General features: G+C 72.9%; 15 protein-coding genes and 1 pseudogene. 8 read left to right on the top strand and 8 right to left on the bottom strand.

The features are described 5' to 3' along the window. The 4 genes from NBZ83_RS20770 to NBZ83_RS20755 all read left to right on the top strand — a co-directional run. Positions 1-1,119, top strand: a 1,119-nt coding sequence (locus tag NBZ83_RS20770) for a molybdopterin cofactor-binding domain-containing protein (RefSeq protein ID WP_261575625.1), incomplete at its 5' end; no start/stop codon positions are given. After that, positions 1,112-2,482, top strand: a complete 1,371-nt coding sequence (gene allB, locus NBZ83_RS20765; protein WP_261575624.1) for an allantoinase AllB — start codon at positions 1,112-1,114, stop codon at positions 2,480-2,482. The genes NBZ83_RS20770 and allB, both read left to right, overlap by 8 nt. 275 nt (positions 2,483-2,757) lie before the next feature. Then, positions 2,758-4,308 carry an allantoicase gene (locus NBZ83_RS20760; protein ID WP_261567090.1) on the top strand — a complete coding sequence of 517 codons (1,551 nt, stop codon included), beginning with the start codon at positions 2,758-2,760 and terminating at the stop codon, positions 4,306-4,308. Between the two features lie 200 nt (positions 4,309-4,508). Next, a complete protein-coding gene (locus NBZ83_RS20755) occupies positions 4,509-4,919 on the top strand; it encodes a hydroxyisourate hydrolase (RefSeq protein ID WP_261575623.1) in 411 nt (136 codons plus the stop codon). Positions 4,920-4,934: 15 nt separating this feature from the next. Here NBZ83_RS20755 and NBZ83_RS20750 read toward each other — a convergent pair whose 3' ends face one another. The 5 genes from NBZ83_RS20750 to NBZ83_RS20730 all read right to left on the bottom strand — a co-directional run bounded on the left by NBZ83_RS20750 (position 4,935) and on the right by NBZ83_RS20730 (position 9,074). Continuing rightward, the gene (locus tag NBZ83_RS20750) at positions 4,935-5,252 is read right to left on the bottom strand and encodes a DUF3349 domain-containing protein (protein ID WP_261567092.1); all 318 of its coding nucleotides are present in this window, start codon (positions 5,250-5,252) and stop codon (positions 4,935-4,937) included. Positions 5,253-5,310: 58 nt separating this feature from the next. Next, a complete protein-coding gene (locus NBZ83_RS20745; RefSeq protein ID WP_261567093.1) occupies positions 5,311-5,574 on the bottom strand; it encodes a hypothetical protein in 264 nt (87 codons plus the stop codon). Positions 5,575-5,639: 65 nt separating this feature from the next. Then, positions 5,640-6,788 (bottom strand): inorganic phosphate transporter, encoded by a 1,149-nt coding sequence (locus NBZ83_RS20740; RefSeq protein ID WP_261567094.1) that lies wholly within the window; start codon positions 6,786-6,788, stop codon positions 5,640-5,642. A gap of 94 nt (positions 6,789-6,882) precedes the next feature. Beyond that, positions 6,883-8,217: a DUF6986 family protein gene (locus NBZ83_RS20735; protein ID WP_261575622.1), complete on the bottom strand. Its 1,335-nt coding sequence runs from the start codon at positions 8,215-8,217 to the stop codon at positions 6,883-6,885. Positions 8,218-8,276: 59 nt separating this feature from the next. Then, a complete protein-coding gene (locus NBZ83_RS20730) occupies positions 8,277-9,074 on the bottom strand; it encodes a TetR/AcrR family transcriptional regulator (RefSeq protein WP_261567096.1) in 798 nt (265 codons plus the stop codon). 94 nt (positions 9,075-9,168) lie between these two features. On the opposite strand from NBZ83_RS20730, the gene NBZ83_RS20725 reads away from it, so the two are divergent. Together NBZ83_RS20725 and NBZ83_RS20720 are read left to right on the top strand one after the other, a co-directional pair. Next, a complete protein-coding gene (locus tag NBZ83_RS20725) occupies positions 9,169-9,591 on the top strand; it encodes a VOC family protein (RefSeq protein ID WP_261575621.1) in 423 nt (140 codons plus the stop codon). Positions 9,592-10,189: 598 nt separating this feature from the next. After that, on the top strand, positions 10,190-10,693 hold the full coding sequence (locus NBZ83_RS20720; protein ID WP_261567098.1) for a ferritin-like domain-containing protein: 504 nt from the start codon (positions 10,190-10,192) through the stop codon (positions 10,691-10,693). A gap of 36 nt (positions 10,694-10,729) precedes the next feature. On the opposite strand, the gene NBZ83_RS20715 is transcribed toward NBZ83_RS20720, so the two are convergent. Continuing rightward, positions 10,730-12,229, bottom strand: coding sequence for an 8-oxoguanine deaminase (locus tag NBZ83_RS20715; protein WP_261567099.1), 1,500 nt, complete (start codon positions 12,227-12,229; stop codon positions 10,730-10,732). A 65-nt stretch (positions 12,230-12,294) separates the two neighbouring features. On the opposite strand from NBZ83_RS20715, the gene NBZ83_RS20710 reads away from it, so the two are divergent. Beyond that, positions 12,295-13,206 carry a TrmH family RNA methyltransferase gene (locus tag NBZ83_RS20710; protein ID WP_261567100.1) on the top strand — a complete coding sequence of 304 codons (912 nt, stop codon included), beginning with the start codon at positions 12,295-12,297 and terminating at the stop codon, positions 13,204-13,206. A 67-nt stretch (positions 13,207-13,273) separates the two neighbouring features. Here NBZ83_RS20710 and NBZ83_RS20705 read toward each other — a convergent pair whose 3' ends face one another. Both NBZ83_RS20705 and NBZ83_RS20700 read right to left on the bottom strand, forming a co-directional pair. After that, positions 13,274-13,705 carry a DUF2752 domain-containing protein gene (locus NBZ83_RS20705; RefSeq protein ID WP_261567101.1) on the bottom strand — a complete coding sequence of 144 codons (432 nt, stop codon included), beginning with the start codon at positions 13,703-13,705 and terminating at the stop codon, positions 13,274-13,276. Between the two features lie 29 nt (positions 13,706-13,734). Beyond that, the gene (locus tag NBZ83_RS20700; RefSeq protein ID WP_261567102.1) at positions 13,735-14,133 is read right to left on the bottom strand and encodes a hypothetical protein; all 399 of its coding nucleotides are present in this window, start codon (positions 14,131-14,133) and stop codon (positions 13,735-13,737) included. Between the two features lie 752 nt (positions 14,134-14,885). Here NBZ83_RS20700 and NBZ83_RS20695 point away from each other — a divergent pair. Beyond that, positions 14,886-15,138, top strand: a pseudogene (locus NBZ83_RS20695) (hypothetical protein); the annotation flags it as partial.

Genomic DNA, 15,138 nt, shown 5'->3' with positions numbered 1-15,138 from the left:
CTGCCCCCACCGCCGGCCGCGGACGTCACCGGCCTCGCCCTGCCCGGCGGCCTGCCCGCCGCGGTGGAACCGGGCCGGGTGCGCCGCGGCGTCGGCTACGCCCTGGCCTACAAGAACCTGCTCTTCTCGGAGGGCATGGACGACTCGTCGGCCGCCCGCGTCCGGCTGGACCTGACCGATGACGGCACGCCGCGCGTGCGGGTGCACAGCGCCTGCGCGGAGGTCGGCCAGGGCTTCGTCACCATCGCCGGGCAGATCGCCCGCACCGAGCTCGGCGTCGAGCAGGTCGTCCTCGCCCCCGCGGACACCGCCGTCGGCAGCGCCGGTTCCACCAGCGCCTCCCGCCAGACCTGGATGAGCGGCGGCGCGGTGCGCGGTGCCTGCGTCGCGGTCGCCGACCGGCTGTTCGCCCGGGTCGCGCGGGCCGCAGGACTGCCGGCCGAGGTCGTGGAGGCCCCCCGGCGCACCTTGCGGATCGTCGCCGGGGAGATCGTCGGCGTGGAGGCCGGGCTGCGCGTACGCATCGCCGACGCGCTGGTCGAGGGCCCGATCGAGGCCGACTACACGTTCCACCACCGGCGGACGACCGCACTGGACGCCGACGGTCAGGGCGATCCGCACGTGGCTTTCGCCGGCGCGGCGCACCGCGCGGTCGTCGACGTGGACATCGACCTCGGCCTGGTCCGGGTCGTGTCGATGGCGCTGGCCCAAGACTGTGGCACCGTGCTCAACCCCCTGTCCCTGCGTGGGCAGGTCGAGGGGGGCACCGCCCAGGGGCTGGGGCTCGCCCTGATGGAGGAGCTGGTCACCGTGGACGGGGTGGTGGTCAACCCGACCTTCCACGACTACCTGCTGCCGACCACCGCCGACGTCCCCGATCTGGACTTCGTCGCCGTCACCGAGCCGCAGCCCGACGCGCCCTACGGGGTCAAGGGCGTCGGGGAGGCACCGACCTGCACCGCCACCCCCGCGATCGTCGCCGCCATCCGGGCGGCGGTCGGACGGGACCTGCGGCGGGTCCCGGTGCGCCCGCAGGATCTCGTCGACCTGCCGACCCGCGCCGACCTGCCGACCCGCGCCGACATCGACACGACTGGGAGTGCTGCGACCGATGAGTGACGACTCCCCGGGCGCGCCGGTGCGCCTGCCGGAGCGGCCGCAGGTACTGCGGTCCAGTCGGGTGGTCCTGCCCGACGGCGAGCGGGCGGCGGCGGTGCACCTCGCCGACGGCCGGATCACCGCGATCACCGCGCCCACCGAGGTGCCGGCGGACGCCCAGGTCACCGACCTCGGCGATTTGGCGTTGCTACCCGGTGTGGTCGACAGCCACGTGCATGTCAACGAGCCTGGTCGGACGGAGTGGGAGGGATTCGCCACCGCGACCCGTGCCGCGGCGGCGGGCGGCGTCACCACGATCATCGACATGCCCCTGAACTCGATTCCGCCGACGACCTCGCTGGCGGCACTTGCGGCCAAGCGGGCGGTGGCCGAGGGGCAGATCGCCGTCGACGTCGGGTTCTGGGGCGGCATCATCGGCGCCGACACCCGAAACCTCGCCGATCTGGCCGCCCTGCACGACGCCGGTGTCTTCGGCTTCAAGGCGTTCCTGGCCCCGTCGGGGGTCGAGGAGTTCCCGCACGTCTCGATGGAGGTGCTGGCCGCCGCCGCCCGGCACACCGCCCGGATGGGTGCCCTCACGGTCGTGCATGCCGAGGCGCCCGCGGTCCTCGAAGCGGCGCCGCCGGTGGCCGGGCGGGCCTTCGCGAGCTGGCTGGCCTCCCGGCCCGCGGCGGCGGAAACACAGGCGGTGGCGGGGCTGGCGGCGCTGTCCGCGGCGACGGGTGCCCGGCTGCACGTGCTGCACCTGTCCGCCGCCGACGCCCTCGACGAGATCCTCGCAGCCCGGGAGGAGGGGCTGTTGCTGACCGCCGAGACCTGCCCGCACTATCTGACGTTCACCGCCGAGGAGGTCCCCGAGGGGGCCACGGTGTTCAAATGCGCGCCGCCCATCCGGGACAGGACGAATCTGGACCGGTTGTGGGACGCGATGTCGGCGGGGCTGCTCACCGGGGTCGTCAGCGACCACTCGCCGTCGACCCCTGAGGTCAAGCACATCGACAGCGGCGACTTCGCGGCTGCCTGGGGTGGCATCGCGTCCGTGCAGATCGGGCTACCCGCGGTGTGGACCCAGGCCCGCGTCCGGGGACACACCCTCGCCGACGTGGTCGGCTGGATGTCCGCGGGTCCCGCGGACCTCGCCGGGCTGCGCGGAAAGGGCCGGCTGGCCGTCGGCGCGGACGCCGACATCGTCGTCTTCGACCCGGATGCGTCCTTCCTGGTCGAGCCGTCCATGCTGCGGCATCGCCACCCACTCACGCCCTACGCTGGACGTAGCCTCGACGGAGTCGTCCGGGCGACCTATCTGCGGGGGGTGCGTGCGGACGGTGACCGCCCGCCGCGGGGACGCCTGCTGGCACGGTGAGGATCGCCGCATCGCCCGATCGGGCAGAATCTCCCGCCGCCGGGGGCCACGTCGGTGGCTGGCGCGGACGGGGGCCCTGGTCCGGCCCGGCGGCGCCGGCCCGGACCACCGGCAGGCGTCGACGGGACGTACCCTTTGCGTCCCGCCAACGCGCTGACCCATCTTGTCCCGCAAGGTCCGCAGCCACCACCGGTGGTGGCCTGGTGGCCGCCCGAACGACCGCAGAACGGCAGGTCGCCACAGGTGACGCCGCTCGAACCGAGAGAAGGATCCTGATGAGTGACGAGCCCGACCTGACCAACCTCGTCGACCTGGCGGCAGCCCGTTCCGGCGGCACGGTCGTGGCCGTCAACGACGAGTTCTTCGCGTTCGCGGAGCGGATGTTGCTGTCCGAGCCGCCGATCGTGCGCCCCGGTGTGTTCACCGAACGGGGCCAGTGGACCGACGGCTGGGAGACCCGCCGCCGCCGCGACCTGCCGGGGGCCGACTGGGCCATCGTCCGCCTCGGCGCGCCCGGCATCGCCCACGCGATCACCGTCGACACCACCCACTTCACCGGCAACGCCCCCGAGGCAGTCGAGATCCACGGAGCGACGGTCGCCGGCTATCCCTCCGCCGCCGAGGTCGCCGACGACGCCGTCGACTGGGTGGAACTGGTCCCGCACACGCCGATCGCCGCCGACGCGGTCAACGTGCTGCCCGTGGCGGAGGCGGGCCGGCTTCGCATCACCCATCTGCGGCTGACCATCCATCCGGACGGCGGCGTCGCCCGGCTGCGCGTGCATGGCACGGTCGTGCCAGACCCGCGCCTGCTCGACCGGGTCACCTCCGATCTCGCCGCCGCCTATCTGGGCGGGGTCGTGGTAGCCGCCAGCGACATGCACTACGGCGACCGGCACAACCTCAACGCCTCCGGTGACGCGCGGGCGATGGGGGAGGGCTGGGAGACCCGGCGCCGCCGCGGCACCGGGCACGACTGGGCGGCGATCCGCCTCACGACGCAGGGTCTGATCGTGCGGGCCGAGGTCGATACCCGCCACTTTCGCGGCAACGCGCCCCGGGCCGTCGAGCTGTGGGCAGCGGACTACCCCGACCTGCTCGACCCCGATGACATCGACGCGATCATCGAGTGGGTCCCGCTGCTGCCACGCACGCGGGTGCAGCCCAACACTCGGCACCTGTTCGATCTGGAGGTACCGGTCCAGGCCACCCACGTCCGCGTCGACGCGATTCCCGACGGGGGCCTGGCCCGGCTGCGGCTGACCGGCGTGCCCACGGCCATCGGGCGAGAGGCGCTGGCCATGCGCTGGTTCGACGCACTGTCCCCGGACGCCGCCCGCGAGGAGCTGCTGGCCTGCTGCGAGTCGGAGGACTGGGCCGAGGCGGTGGTGGCCCGCCGTCCGTTCGGCACCCTGACCGCCCTGCTGCCCGCCGCCGAGCAGGAATGGTGGCGGCTGCCGGAGTCGGCCTGGTTCGAGGCGTTCACCGCGCATCCCCGGATCGGGGAGCGCCCGACCGGCATCCCCGCGCCGCCGACGACCGCCCGGGCGTCGGTGGTCTCCCTCGACGCCCCCCGACGGGAGCAGGCGGCGATGGACGAGGCCCCCGACGACATCAAGGCGGCGTTTGCGACCGGCAACGCCGCCTACGAGGACCGCTTCGGCTACATCTTCCTGGTCCGGGCGGCGGGGCGCAGTGCCGAGGAGATGCTGGCCCTGCTCCAGGATCGGATGGCCCACGAGCCCGCCGAGGAGCTGCGTATCGCCGCCGGTCAGCAGGCGGAGATCACCGCCCTGCGGGTCCGGCACCTGATCACCGGCGCCTAGCCCGCTCCGGCGACGGGCCCGGCCGCCGGCTCCATCAACAGCACGGCCACCAAGCTCCAGCAATTAGCAAGCACGGCCACCAAGCTCCGGCAATCGGCTCGGCCGGCATCCCGGCGAGCGGGGCGGGACGGGACGAGTCGGGGCGGACCCCGGTGATCGGGCTGGCCGCGGCGGGTGAGGGGACACGACAGGAGGCGCAGATGGGGCTGTCCACACACGTCCTGGACACGGCGCAGGGACGGCCCGCCGCGGGGGTGCCGGTCCGGCTCGAACGGGGGGAACTCGGCCCGGCTGCCCATGGCATCAGCACCGAGTCCCATGGCACTAGCACCGAGACCGGCAGCCAGACCGGCAGCCAGACCGGCAGCCAGACCGGCGTCTGGACCGGCGTCTGGACCCTGGTCACCGAGGCGGTCACCGATGCCGACGGGCGGGTCGGCGGCCTCCAGCTGACCGCGCCCGGCCCCTGGCGACTCGTCTTCGACACCAGCGCCCGCTCGGCGTTCTTCCCCGAGGTGACCATCGCGTTCCACGTCGCGGACCCGGCGGATCACCATCACGTCCCGCTTCTGCTGGCGCCGTTCGGCTACTCGACCTATCGCGGAAGCTGACGTTGAAACGGGCGGTCAGGTCTCGGTGGCGGACTGCGGGCGGGACGGGGAGGCCAGCGGCCATCCACCGGCCGCCAGCCGGGCGCTGACTCGGGCGATATCGCCCTCCAGCGGGGTGTCGTGGGTGATGTCGGCGATCGCGGTGCGGATCGCCAGGGCCGAGGCGGAGTCGCCGCTCGTGGCCAGCGCGTCGACGACCGCGGCCACCTCGTCCCCGGTCAGCTTGCGTCGCAGCAGCGCGAACAGCGGCAGATAGTCCCGCTCCGGGACGCCGTCGGGATATCCGGCCCGCAGCCACTGGATGACCGAGGTCAGCATCGGAGGCAACGCCACGCCACTCACCTTTCCATCGCCTGCCGGGCGGGGCTCCATCAGGTGCCGGGCAGCCTCATCAGGTGCCCGCGACGACGGAGTAAATACCCCAGGCGATCGCCGCCAGCACCACGGTGAAGCACACCGCCCCGGCGGCGAGGCCCAGCGGGTTCGAGCCGAGGACACGGTCGCCGCCGGTCTCGGTGGCGGTCGAGCCGTCGTCCCGGCCCGGCAGGCTCACCGCGCGCAGCCCCACCGCGAACAGCGCGGGCAGACCCGCCCCGGCGAGCAGGCCGATGACGACGATTTTCCACAGCGCGTCCAGGTCGATCCAGGAGTTCATGGCTGCCTGCCTCTCGTCACCATGGTCTCGGCGTGGATGCTGGCGTCAACGCCTGCGTGCGGCCCTCAGGCCGCGATCGACTCCTTGGCGTCGGTGGAGGCCGTCGCCGTGTCCCATTCGTCGTTGACGTTGTGGTGGCTGACCGGCGTCCTGCGGGCCCGCAGGTACAGGGCGGCGGACGCGACCACCAGCAGCACGAAGACGACCACCACGCCGACGGTGCCGCCGATGCCCTGGGCGATCCCGTAGCACCCGGCCCCGACGAGCCCGGCTGCCGGCAGGGTCAGCAGCCAGGCGGTGGCCATCCGGCCGGCGACGTTCCAGCGCACCTCGGCGCCCTTGCGGCCGAGACCGGTGCCGAGGATGGAGCCCGTGGCCACGTGCGTCGTCGACAGCGAGTAACCGAAGTGGCTGGAGAGCAGGATCGTCGCGGCCGAGGCCGACTCGGCGGCCATGCCCTGCGGGGAGTCGATTTCGACCAGGCCCTTGCCGAGGGTTCGGATCACCCGCCAGCCGCCGAGGTAGGTGCCCATGCTGATCGCGATCGCGCAGCTCAGAATCACCCAGAACGGCGCCTCGGACCCGGAGTCCACCGTGCCGTTGGCGATGAGGGCCAGGGTGATGATGCCCATCGTCTTCTGCGCGTCGTTCGTGCCGTGCGCGAGGGAGACGAGCGACGCCGAACCAATCTGGCCGAGCCGGAATCCGTGGCTGCGTGTCCGGTCCGGGACACCGCGGCTCAGCCGGTAGATCAGGTAGGTTCCCACGGTCGCGATGAGGCCGGCGATCATCGGGGACAGGCCGGCTGGGATGATTACCTTCGAGACGACGCCGTGCCATTTGACGCCGTGCGTGCCGGCGGCGGCCATGGTCGCCCCGATAACCCCTCCGATGAGCGCGTGAGATGAGCTGGAGGGTATTCCGAAGAACCAGGTGAGCAAATTCCAGGTAATTCCGCCCACCAGGCCGGCGAACACCACCGTCAGCGTCACGAGATGGGTGTTGACCAGGCCACTCGCGATCGTTGCGGCCACGCTGAGCGACAGGAAGGCGCCAACGAGATTCAGCGCCCCGGAGAGGGCGACGGCGATCTTCGGTGACAGCGCCCGGGTGGCGATCGAGGTCGCCATCGCGTTGCCGGTGTCGTGGAAACCGTTTGTGAAGTCAAAGGCCAGTGCGGTTACGACCACCAATACCAGGATGCCGTCGTTCACGACATCTGTTGTAGTCCCGGGCGGGGTCGATGTCGACCCGAGGTGAACCTCCGGAACGGGATGTCGGGCAATGTTAACAGCCGTTCATTTTCTGTTAATGTAGATGACCTTTGGCGTTGGGTTTACTGTGCCGTGTGTGGTCGTTGGTCGTGGTGGAGTTGTGTGTTCTGCGTCCGCCCAGGCGGGCGACCGTCGCCCGGTCGAGGCCCGCGGCGGCGAGGCGCGGGTCGTCCAGCACGCCGGCGTCGAGCGCCCGCAGGACGTGCCCGGCCAGGGCCCGCCCGGTCGCCGGCTCGTCGGCGACGGCCCCCGACTGCCGGGCGGCGGCGTAGGCGGCCAGCCGGGCAAGCGCACCGTCGAGTCCCGCCAGCAGGCAGCCGGCCACCGCCGCATGTCGGCTCACCAGCTGCCCAGGATGCAGATCCCAGCCCTGGTAGAGACCCCGATGCCAGGCGCGGCGGACCAGCTCGGCGTGCCGGCGCCAGGCGCGACGCACGTCGTCGCCGGACGCGCCCGCCCGTTCGTCGCCGTCGACGGGCAGCAGGTTCGACGAGCCGTCCGCGACGTGAATGCCGGTGCCGGCCGCGGCGAGCTGCATCATCGTCGTCGCGTACTCCACCGCCGGATGGTCACTGGCCTGGTGCGCGGCCGTGACTCCGAGTGCCGCCGAGTAGTCGTAGGTGCCGACGTGCAGCCCGACGAGCCGGCCGGGGCCCAGCTCGAGTCCGGTCCGCACCAGCGCGGGCAGGGCGAGCACCGCGGCCGGCGTCTCGACCTGCACCTCGATCCCGACCGGGGCGAGCCCGAGCCGCCGCTCCAGCTCGGCGAGGACATCGGCGAAGACCCGAAGCTGCCGCGCATCACTGACCTTGGGCAGGGTCAGCACCAGGCCGGGCGGCGGCCCGTCGGCACCGGCGAGCGCGGTGAGGAACAGGTCGAGGCTGCGCAGCCCACGGGTGCGGACCAGCGGGTCGAGCGACTTGGGTCGCAGTCCGTAGCGGGCGGGCAGCATGCCGGCCGCGGCGGCGGCGCGCAGGGCCTCGGCCGCGTTCACGGCGTCGGCGTCCTCGGCGCCGTCCGGCCGCAGGCCGTAGCCGTCCTCCAGGTCGACTCGCAGGTCCTGGATCGGCTCCACGGTGAGCGCGTGCGTGGTGTGGGCATATACGGCCGCGGCGACGTCGGGCCGGGGGTCGCCGCCGGTCGCGGCGGCGAGCGTCGCGGGCTCGGCCCCGTACGTCGCGAGCAGGGCGTGGGCCCGCTCACCCCAGGCCGGCACGACGCCGGGGAACATCTGATCGGCCGGCAGGTAGCAGGTGTGGACGGGCTGGCGGGCGCCGGTGTCCCCCGGATGGCGGGCGGCGAGGGCCGCGTCGACCGGTTCGAGGGCGGCGGTCAGACGGGCGACGACATCGGTCGGCAGCGTCGGCATGGTCCCAGTCTCCGGCTGTCTCCGGCTGTCTCCGGTCTGGGCGCTGGTCAGTGCGCTGGTCAGGGCGCCGGCGGACGTTCACCGGCGCCTGCCGGGCCACCGCGTTCGATCAGGGTGGCCAGTCCGTCGAGGACCCTGGCCAGGCCGAAGTGAAAGGCGTGTTCGGGGTCGTGAGCGCTGCCGCGGGCCGCTCCGGCCGCGCTGCCGATCCGGACGGCCAGCGGATAGGCGCCCGGGTCGAGGACTCGGGCCAGCAGCGGGCCGGCCTGGTCCCACCACTGCTGGTCGGTCCGGCCGTCGGCCGCCCGCGCCGCGCTCGCCTCGATCGCGGCCCGGGCGTTCGCCTGGACGAAGGACAGCAGGTGGGTCAGGCAGTCGTCCATCTCGACGTCGCTGAGCCCGAGGCCGTCCAGGGCGGCGAGCTCGTGCTCGTACTTGGCGATCGAACCCGGTCCCAGCGACGGGCGCAGCGTGGAGACGGCGGCGGACCAGGGATGGATCTCGAACAGGGCTCGGTTCTCCCCGGCGATCGCCGTCAGCCGCGTCCGCCAGGGCCTGCCAGTGCTGGCGGCGCGCTCCATCCGGGCGTACACCGCGTCGAGCATGAGGTCGAGCAGCTCGGCCTTGCCGGGGACGTAGGTGTACAGGGTCATCGGGACGACCTCCAGCGCCTGCGCGACGCGGCGCATCGTCACCGCCGCCAGGCCCTCCCGGTCCGCCAGGGTGACGGCGGCATCGACCACCGCGTCGACAGTGAGGCCCCGGGCGGGGCCGCGGCGCGGTGTCGCCGACGGGTCGCGCCAGAGCAGAGCCAGGGTCCTGGCGGGGTCGCCGGCGCTGGTCCGGTCGCTGGGCATGGATCTCCCTTACTCAGTACGGCGTACTGTGTACTTCGTACAAGGTTCTCGTTCGATCGGAACCGATCAGACCACGGATCCCGGGAGCGCAGTCTTGAAGATCACCTCCACCACCGTCTCGCTCAACGTCGAGGACGTCGCCGCCTCCAGTGCCTTCCTCACCGAGCACTTCGCCTTCGCCGAGCAGATGGCCGCCGACGGCTTCGCCTCGCTGGCCCGCGAGGACGCCGGCATGAACATCGTGTTCCTGCGGCGCGGTCTCGCGACGCTGCCCGCTGACCAGCGTGACGAGCATGCCGCCGGCCTCATCCTTGCCTTCGTCGTCGAGGATCTGGAAGGTGAGCTGGCCCGGTTGCAGGCCGAGGGGGTCGCGATCACGATGCCGCTGACTGCGGAGGAGTGGGGCGAGCGGGCGTTTCAGGTCCGCGACCCCAACGGAGTGATCGTCCAGCTCGTCGACTGGAACGGCCCCGGGTCGACGCAGCAGGTCACACCGGCCGGAGGCGCCAACCGGTAGGGCTCGCCGGGCCCAGGCCGTCACGTCCGCGGGCAGTCGCAGGCGCAGGGTGACGAAAGCGTTCACCGGTCGGCACGGGGGCAGCGGCGGGTGAAGCCGCCGCCGACGCTGGGCGCACCGATCGGGGGGGTCGATGCGCGGCGCCGACGGCGGCGGTCTCAGTGGGGACGTCCGGCTTCCCGTGCCCGGATCATCATTGCTCAGGTCGCCGGGGCCGCGGGGGTCAACCCCGTTATCCGGTCCGAACTGCCCTGCTGCTTTGTACCAAATGCCTCCCCGGAGGGGGTCGACCGGGGTCGGTGCCCGGCCACCCGCTGGCCCATATCGGCGGCTGGCCTGCACCGCCCGGCTCGCAGCCGCCGGACTCGGCTTCGTCGACCTAGTCGTCGCCCTCGACCATCGCTCGAACAGCGGCGCCGCGCAGGCGGCGGAGATTATCGGAGGGGGGCTTGTGGCGCCCGCCATCTTTATGCGCCTAGGTTGGTGACCTATATTCGCTGATCTGGACGGCTGAGGGTCCGGGCGGGGTCGATCCCGCGGCGCTGTTACCTGGCGCCGATGGGGCATGGCCGCCGGATCCGCAGAAGGGACGGACGTCATGGCCGACACGCAGACCACTCCGGTGACCGAGCTGCTCAACGAGCTGCTCGGCAGTTACTGGGCGGGCTACGCCCAGCACCGCACGCATCTCGTCCTCGTCGAGTCCTGGGGCCTGCACGGCCTGGCCGCGGGCATGGCCGCACGGATCGCCGACGAGCCGGTCACCATCGCCGCGGTGCTCAACCGGCTGCTCGACCTTGGTGGCCGGCCCGACTTCGTGGTGGCCAAGCCGGCCATCGGGACGTCCCTGCGGGAGGTGCTGGAGAACGACCTGGAGGCCCAGCGCGGGGCCCGCCCCGGCCTGAACCAGGCGGCGGAGGTCGCCGCCGCCGAGCACGACGCGACCACCCGCATCCTGATCGAGACCGTTCTCGCCGACGAGGAGCAGCATCTGGCCTGGCTCGACACCGAGCTGTCGCTCTACCACCGGCTCGGCGAGCCGCTCTACACGGCCCAGCGCCTCGCCGTGGCGACCACCGGCGCCTCGCAGCCGCCGGCCTGAGCACCCCCTGCTTATCCAGAGGCTTCGGCGCCCGACTTATCTCTCTGGACAGGCAGTCAGGTCGATGCCGGCGTCGTCGAAGGCGCGTTGGATGCCGGCGGCGAGGGTGCGGTGCCGGCCGAGCATCGCGGGCAGGTCGGGGTGCACCGGCCGGCCGTCCTCGACGACGAGCCGGCCGGCGACGACGGTGTGCCGGGCGGCGGTCGGCCCGCAGCGCAGCCAGGCATCGATCGGATCGGACAGGGCCCCGGCGTAGGCGACCCCGTCCAGCGGCCAGACGACCAGGTCGCCGACCGCGCCGACGGACAGTTCGCCGATCTCCCCGGTGCGGCCGAGGCAGCCGGCTCCGCCACGGGTGGCGATCTCCAGCGCGTCGCGGGCCGACATCGCCGCGGCGCCGTGTCGTAGCCGGCCGAGGAGCATCGCCGTGCGGGCCTCCAACCACAGCGACGCCGAGTCCGCCGACGACGACCCGTCGCAGCCGAGGCCCACCGGAACGCCGGCCGCCCGCAGCTCGGCGATCGGCGCGAGCCCGCCGCCGAGGATCATGTTGCTGCTCGGGCAGTGCGCCACCCCGGTGCCCCAGGCGCCCAGCCGGGCGACCTCCGCCGGGTTCGGGCAGATGCAGTGCGCCACCCAGGCCCGGTCCCCGGCCCAGCCGACCTCGGCGAACTGGTCGATGGGCCGGCGGCCGAACACCGCCAGGCAGTACTCGTCCTCCTCGGGATCCTCGGCGAGATGGGTGTGCAGGCGTACGTCGAGCTTCTCGGCGAGCTCGGCGGTGGCACGCATGAGCGCCGGGCTGACCGAGAACGGCGAGCAGGGTGCGAGCGCCACGCGCACCATCGCGCCCCACGACGGGTCATGGTGGCGGGCGACCAGCCGGGCCGACTCGGCGAGGATCTCGTCGTCGTCCTGGACCACCGAGTCGGGCGGCAGCCCCCCGTCCTTCACCGACAGCGACATCGACCCGCGGGTCGGGTGGAATCGCAGGCCTAGGGCCGTCGCCGCGGCGATCTCCGCGGAGATCAGGTCCCCGCCGCCGCGCGGATGGACGTAGAGATGGTCGGTGGTCGTGGTGCAGCCGCCGAGGGCGAGCTCAGTGAGCCCGACGTACGCCGAGACGTGCACCGCCTCCTCGTCCAGCCGTGACCACAGCGGGTAGAGGGTCGACAGCCAGGTGAACAGGGTGCCGCCCAGGGCCGGGGCGTAGGCGCGGGTGAGGTTCTGGTAGATGTGATGGTGCGTGTTCACCAGGCCGGGCGTGACGAGCGCGCCGTCGGCCCGCAGGGTGCGCACGGCCGGTGGTGGCGGGTCACCCGGGCCGCCGAGCGCGCTGACCAGGCCGTTCGTCACCGCGACCCATCCGCCGCGGATCTCCCGGCGGTCGGCGTCCACGGTCGCGACCAGCTCGGCGCCGACGACTAGCAGGTCAGCGGGAACGGGAGCGTTGATGGGACGGGAGACGGCGGTGCCCGGCACGGGTGCCGGCGCGGACGCGGACGCCGGCGGGGGTGCGGTGTGCGGCTCGGTCATGGCCGCCGATTCTGCGTCCCGCGCGTTACGCCCGGGTGACACCGGTCGCGTCGAGAGGTTGTGGCGTGCCCGCTGAGCTGCCCCGGTCCGCCGCTGCGTCGGTCGTGGCGATCGACGACCCGGCGGATCCGCGGGTCGACGACTTCGTCGCGCTCACCGATGTCGCCCTGCGGCGCCGCCGGGAGCCGGCGGACGGGCTGTTCATCGCCGAAGGCGAGCGGGTCATCACCCGCGCCTTGCGGGCCGGCTATCGTCCCCGTTCGGTCCTGGTGTCTCCGGCCCGGCTCGACGCGGTGCCGGCGGACCTGCCCGCCGACGTCCCCGTCTATGTCGCCGGGGCCGATGTCCTCGCCGCCATCACCGGTTTCGAGGTGCACCGCGGCGCGCTGGCGTCGATGTGCCGCCGGCCGCCGCTGGCCGCCGCGGACGTGCTCGCCGCCGCGCGACGCATCCTCGTCTGCGAGGACATCGTGAGCCACACCAACCTGGGGGCGATCTTCCGCTCGGCCGCCGGGCTCGGGATGGACGCGGTACTGCTCAGCCCCCGCTGCGCCGACCCGCTCTACCGCCGCTGCGTGCGGGTCTCGATGGGCGAGGTGTTCGCCGTGCCCTACGCGCGGCTCGACCCGTGGCCGGGCGCGCTGGGCCTGCTCCGCGCAGTCGGGTTCACCCTGCTGGCGCTGACCCCGGCCGTCGACGCCGCCGATCTTGGCACGTTCGCCGCCCGGCTCGACGCCCCCGGCCCGGCGGCGGATCCGGTGGCCGTGGGCCTGGCGGCGGGATCGTCGGAGATGAATCCGGGGGGTGGGGCGCCCGCGCGCGTCGCGCTTCTGCTCGGCACGGAGGGGCCCGGGCTGTCCGAGCCCACCCAGGCGGCGGCGACCGCGCGGGTCCGCATCCCGATGGCGCACGGCGTCGACTCGCTCAACGTCGCCGCCACCGCCGCCATCGCCTGCTATCTGCTGGGCCGGCGCTGACCGCGCTGACCGCGCTGACCGCGGGGTGCCGCGGCATTCCGGGCAGGTTGCCCGGCCGCGAGTGGCGTCAGCCGGGCTGGGATGCCAGCCACGTGCAACCGGGCAGCGGCAGGTTGCGCAGCACCCAAAAGGCGATCACCAGCATCGGAATGACCGGTAACAGCCGGGCTGGGACGCGGGGCAGCGGGCGCCGCCAGCCGGCGGCCCGTGCCACCGCCACCGCCCAGCCGAGCACCAGCATCGGCGCGGCGACGACGAAGAAGAGGTTGTAGTCGGCCGCCGCCCCCGGGTGCCCATGCAGGAGCTGGTGCAGGCCCCGCAGCGTGCCGCATCCGGGGCAGTCCAGCGACGTCGCCCAGCGGAACGGACAGGTGGGGTAGTGGCCAGGCTGCGCCGGGTTGACGAGGTAGACCCGCACCGCGGCGGCCGCCGCGATCGCACCCACCGCGGCGAACCCGCCCAGGCGGGCCCGCGGCGACCAGTCCCGCGCGGTCGTCACCGGCGTAGCGTAACGGGCGCGACGGGCGGTCACTCCAGGTGCAGGGCATTCTCTTCGGCCGAGGTGCCCCTGATAGTTCCGTTGTCGTCCATCTCGGGGTCCGCGTCCTCGAGACCCGTGGTGTCCTCACCGTAGACGTCAGCCCGCAGGATCTGGCCCGACTCCCGGCGCTCGGCCTCCAGGTAGGGGTCGGCGTCCGGCAGTTCGGCCGCGAGCTGCTCCGCGAAGGACGAGCCCTTGCGCTCCTCTCGCGGCGTGTGCGGGTATCGCACACCTGGGCTCGGCCGATCAGGAACGTCCCAACTGTCGTCAAGCGGGTCCCGGCCGGCGTCCGTCGAGCCGAGGTCGTCGCTGTCGAACACCTCGGCGGGTTCCAGAGGCGAGTCCTCGCGGTTCCACGACTCGGAATCCGCGGCTGGCTGTGTCACGTCGGCCTCCCCGGCCGGCTCCCCGGTGAGCGGTGTCCATCCCGGGGCGTGCACCTGGGCGGATCACCGGCATGGCGGGTCCGGTCGCTGTCGACATCGGTGCGTCCCGGGCTGTTCCCGGCACGCCTTGACGTTGGACCTTCCCTGGCCCGGCGGTGCTAAGCCCACATGGCGCGCCGTCCTTGCCGCGGTTCCACCCGGCTGCCGGCGGTATCGGCTGGAAACCCTTGGGGCCAAGGTCCTTTTCCTTTGCCGTTGCCGTCGGCCAGATAATCGCGGGGAAACGAAATGATCGTGTGTCATGATGCGCCGGGTCTCCGCCTGCAAAAGTCGCTCCGACGCCTACCGCGACTGTCTGGCTGAGATTGGCCGTAGTGGCCGGTTTCGGACCGTATGTCGTGAGCGGGATACGGACGGAGCAGGTGGTCGTCTACGGTGGCCTGCCCTCCGCATTCCGTTCGGTGGAATTTTCCGCGGTCTGGGCCCGCGGCATCTCATGGTGGCGTTGGCCTGGACGGGCTTCGCTCTCCACATGGTTCTGGACTCGATCGGTGTGACGGTTTCGGGGAATTTCTTTCCCGGCTCCCTGAAGGCTGGCGTGGATAACTAGGTCTATCCCGCCGCGGTTCTGTTCATGGTCGGCCGCTGGTTGGCGGCGGGCTCGCGGTGCTCGGCCTGTTCGCCGACCTCTCGCCGACCTCTCGCCGATTCTGGCCGCCTTCTGGGGCGGTGTGGCCCTGGACGGGCAGAGCGTGGCCGTGCTGGCGGCGGGAGTCGCCTGCTCCCTCGACCTGTTCGCGGCGGTCCATCTGCTCGCCCGACCCGAACGCGGCCGCGATCGGCCGGTCGTCCTCGCGCTCGTCATCCTGCCGATCCTGGTCGGCGGCGTGCTGTGCGTCTCCAGGATCTTCCTGCTGTGCGAGCTGCCGCTGTTCGCCGAGGACGGCTCGCCCGGCCAGCCCCCCGTCGGCCTCGGCCGGCCGTTCCCCGCCCCTGCCCAGGCGC

The organism is Frankia gtarii (assembly GCF_025403375.1).
GTDB lineage: Bacteria > Actinomycetota > Actinomycetes > Frankiales > Frankiaceae > Frankia > Frankia gtarii.
This window is presented reverse-complemented; position numbering and strand designations above follow the sequence as displayed.

Bases quoted from the DNA above. Each gene is read 5' to 3' on its own strand.
- allB (WP_261575624.1), top strand. From the start codon at position 1,112: ATGAGTGACGACTCCCCGGGCGCGCCGGTGCGCCTGCCGGAGCGGCCG.
- NBZ83_RS20760 (WP_261567090.1), top strand. From the start codon at position 2,758: ATGAGTGACGAGCCCGACCTGACCAACCTCGTCGACCTGGCGGCAGCC.
- NBZ83_RS20755 (WP_261575623.1), top strand. From the start codon at position 4,509: ATGGGGCTGTCCACACACGTCCTGGACACGGCGCAGGGACGGCCCGCC.
- NBZ83_RS20745 (WP_261567093.1), bottom strand. From the start codon at position 5,574: ATGAACTCCTGGATCGACCTGGACGCGCTGTGGAAAATCGTCGTCATC.
- NBZ83_RS20735 (WP_261575622.1), bottom strand. From the start codon at position 8,217: ATGCCGACGCTGCCGACCGATGTCGTCGCCCGTCTGACCGCCGCCCTC.
- NBZ83_RS20730 (WP_261567096.1), bottom strand. From the start codon at position 9,074: ATGCCCAGCGACCGGACCAGCGCCGGCGACCCCGCCAGGACCCTGGCT.
- NBZ83_RS20720 (WP_261567098.1), top strand. From the start codon at position 10,190: ATGGCCGACACGCAGACCACTCCGGTGACCGAGCTGCTCAACGAGCTG.
- NBZ83_RS20715 (WP_261567099.1), bottom strand. From the start codon at position 12,229: ATGACCGAGCCGCACACCGCACCCCCGCCGGCGTCCGCGTCCGCGCCG.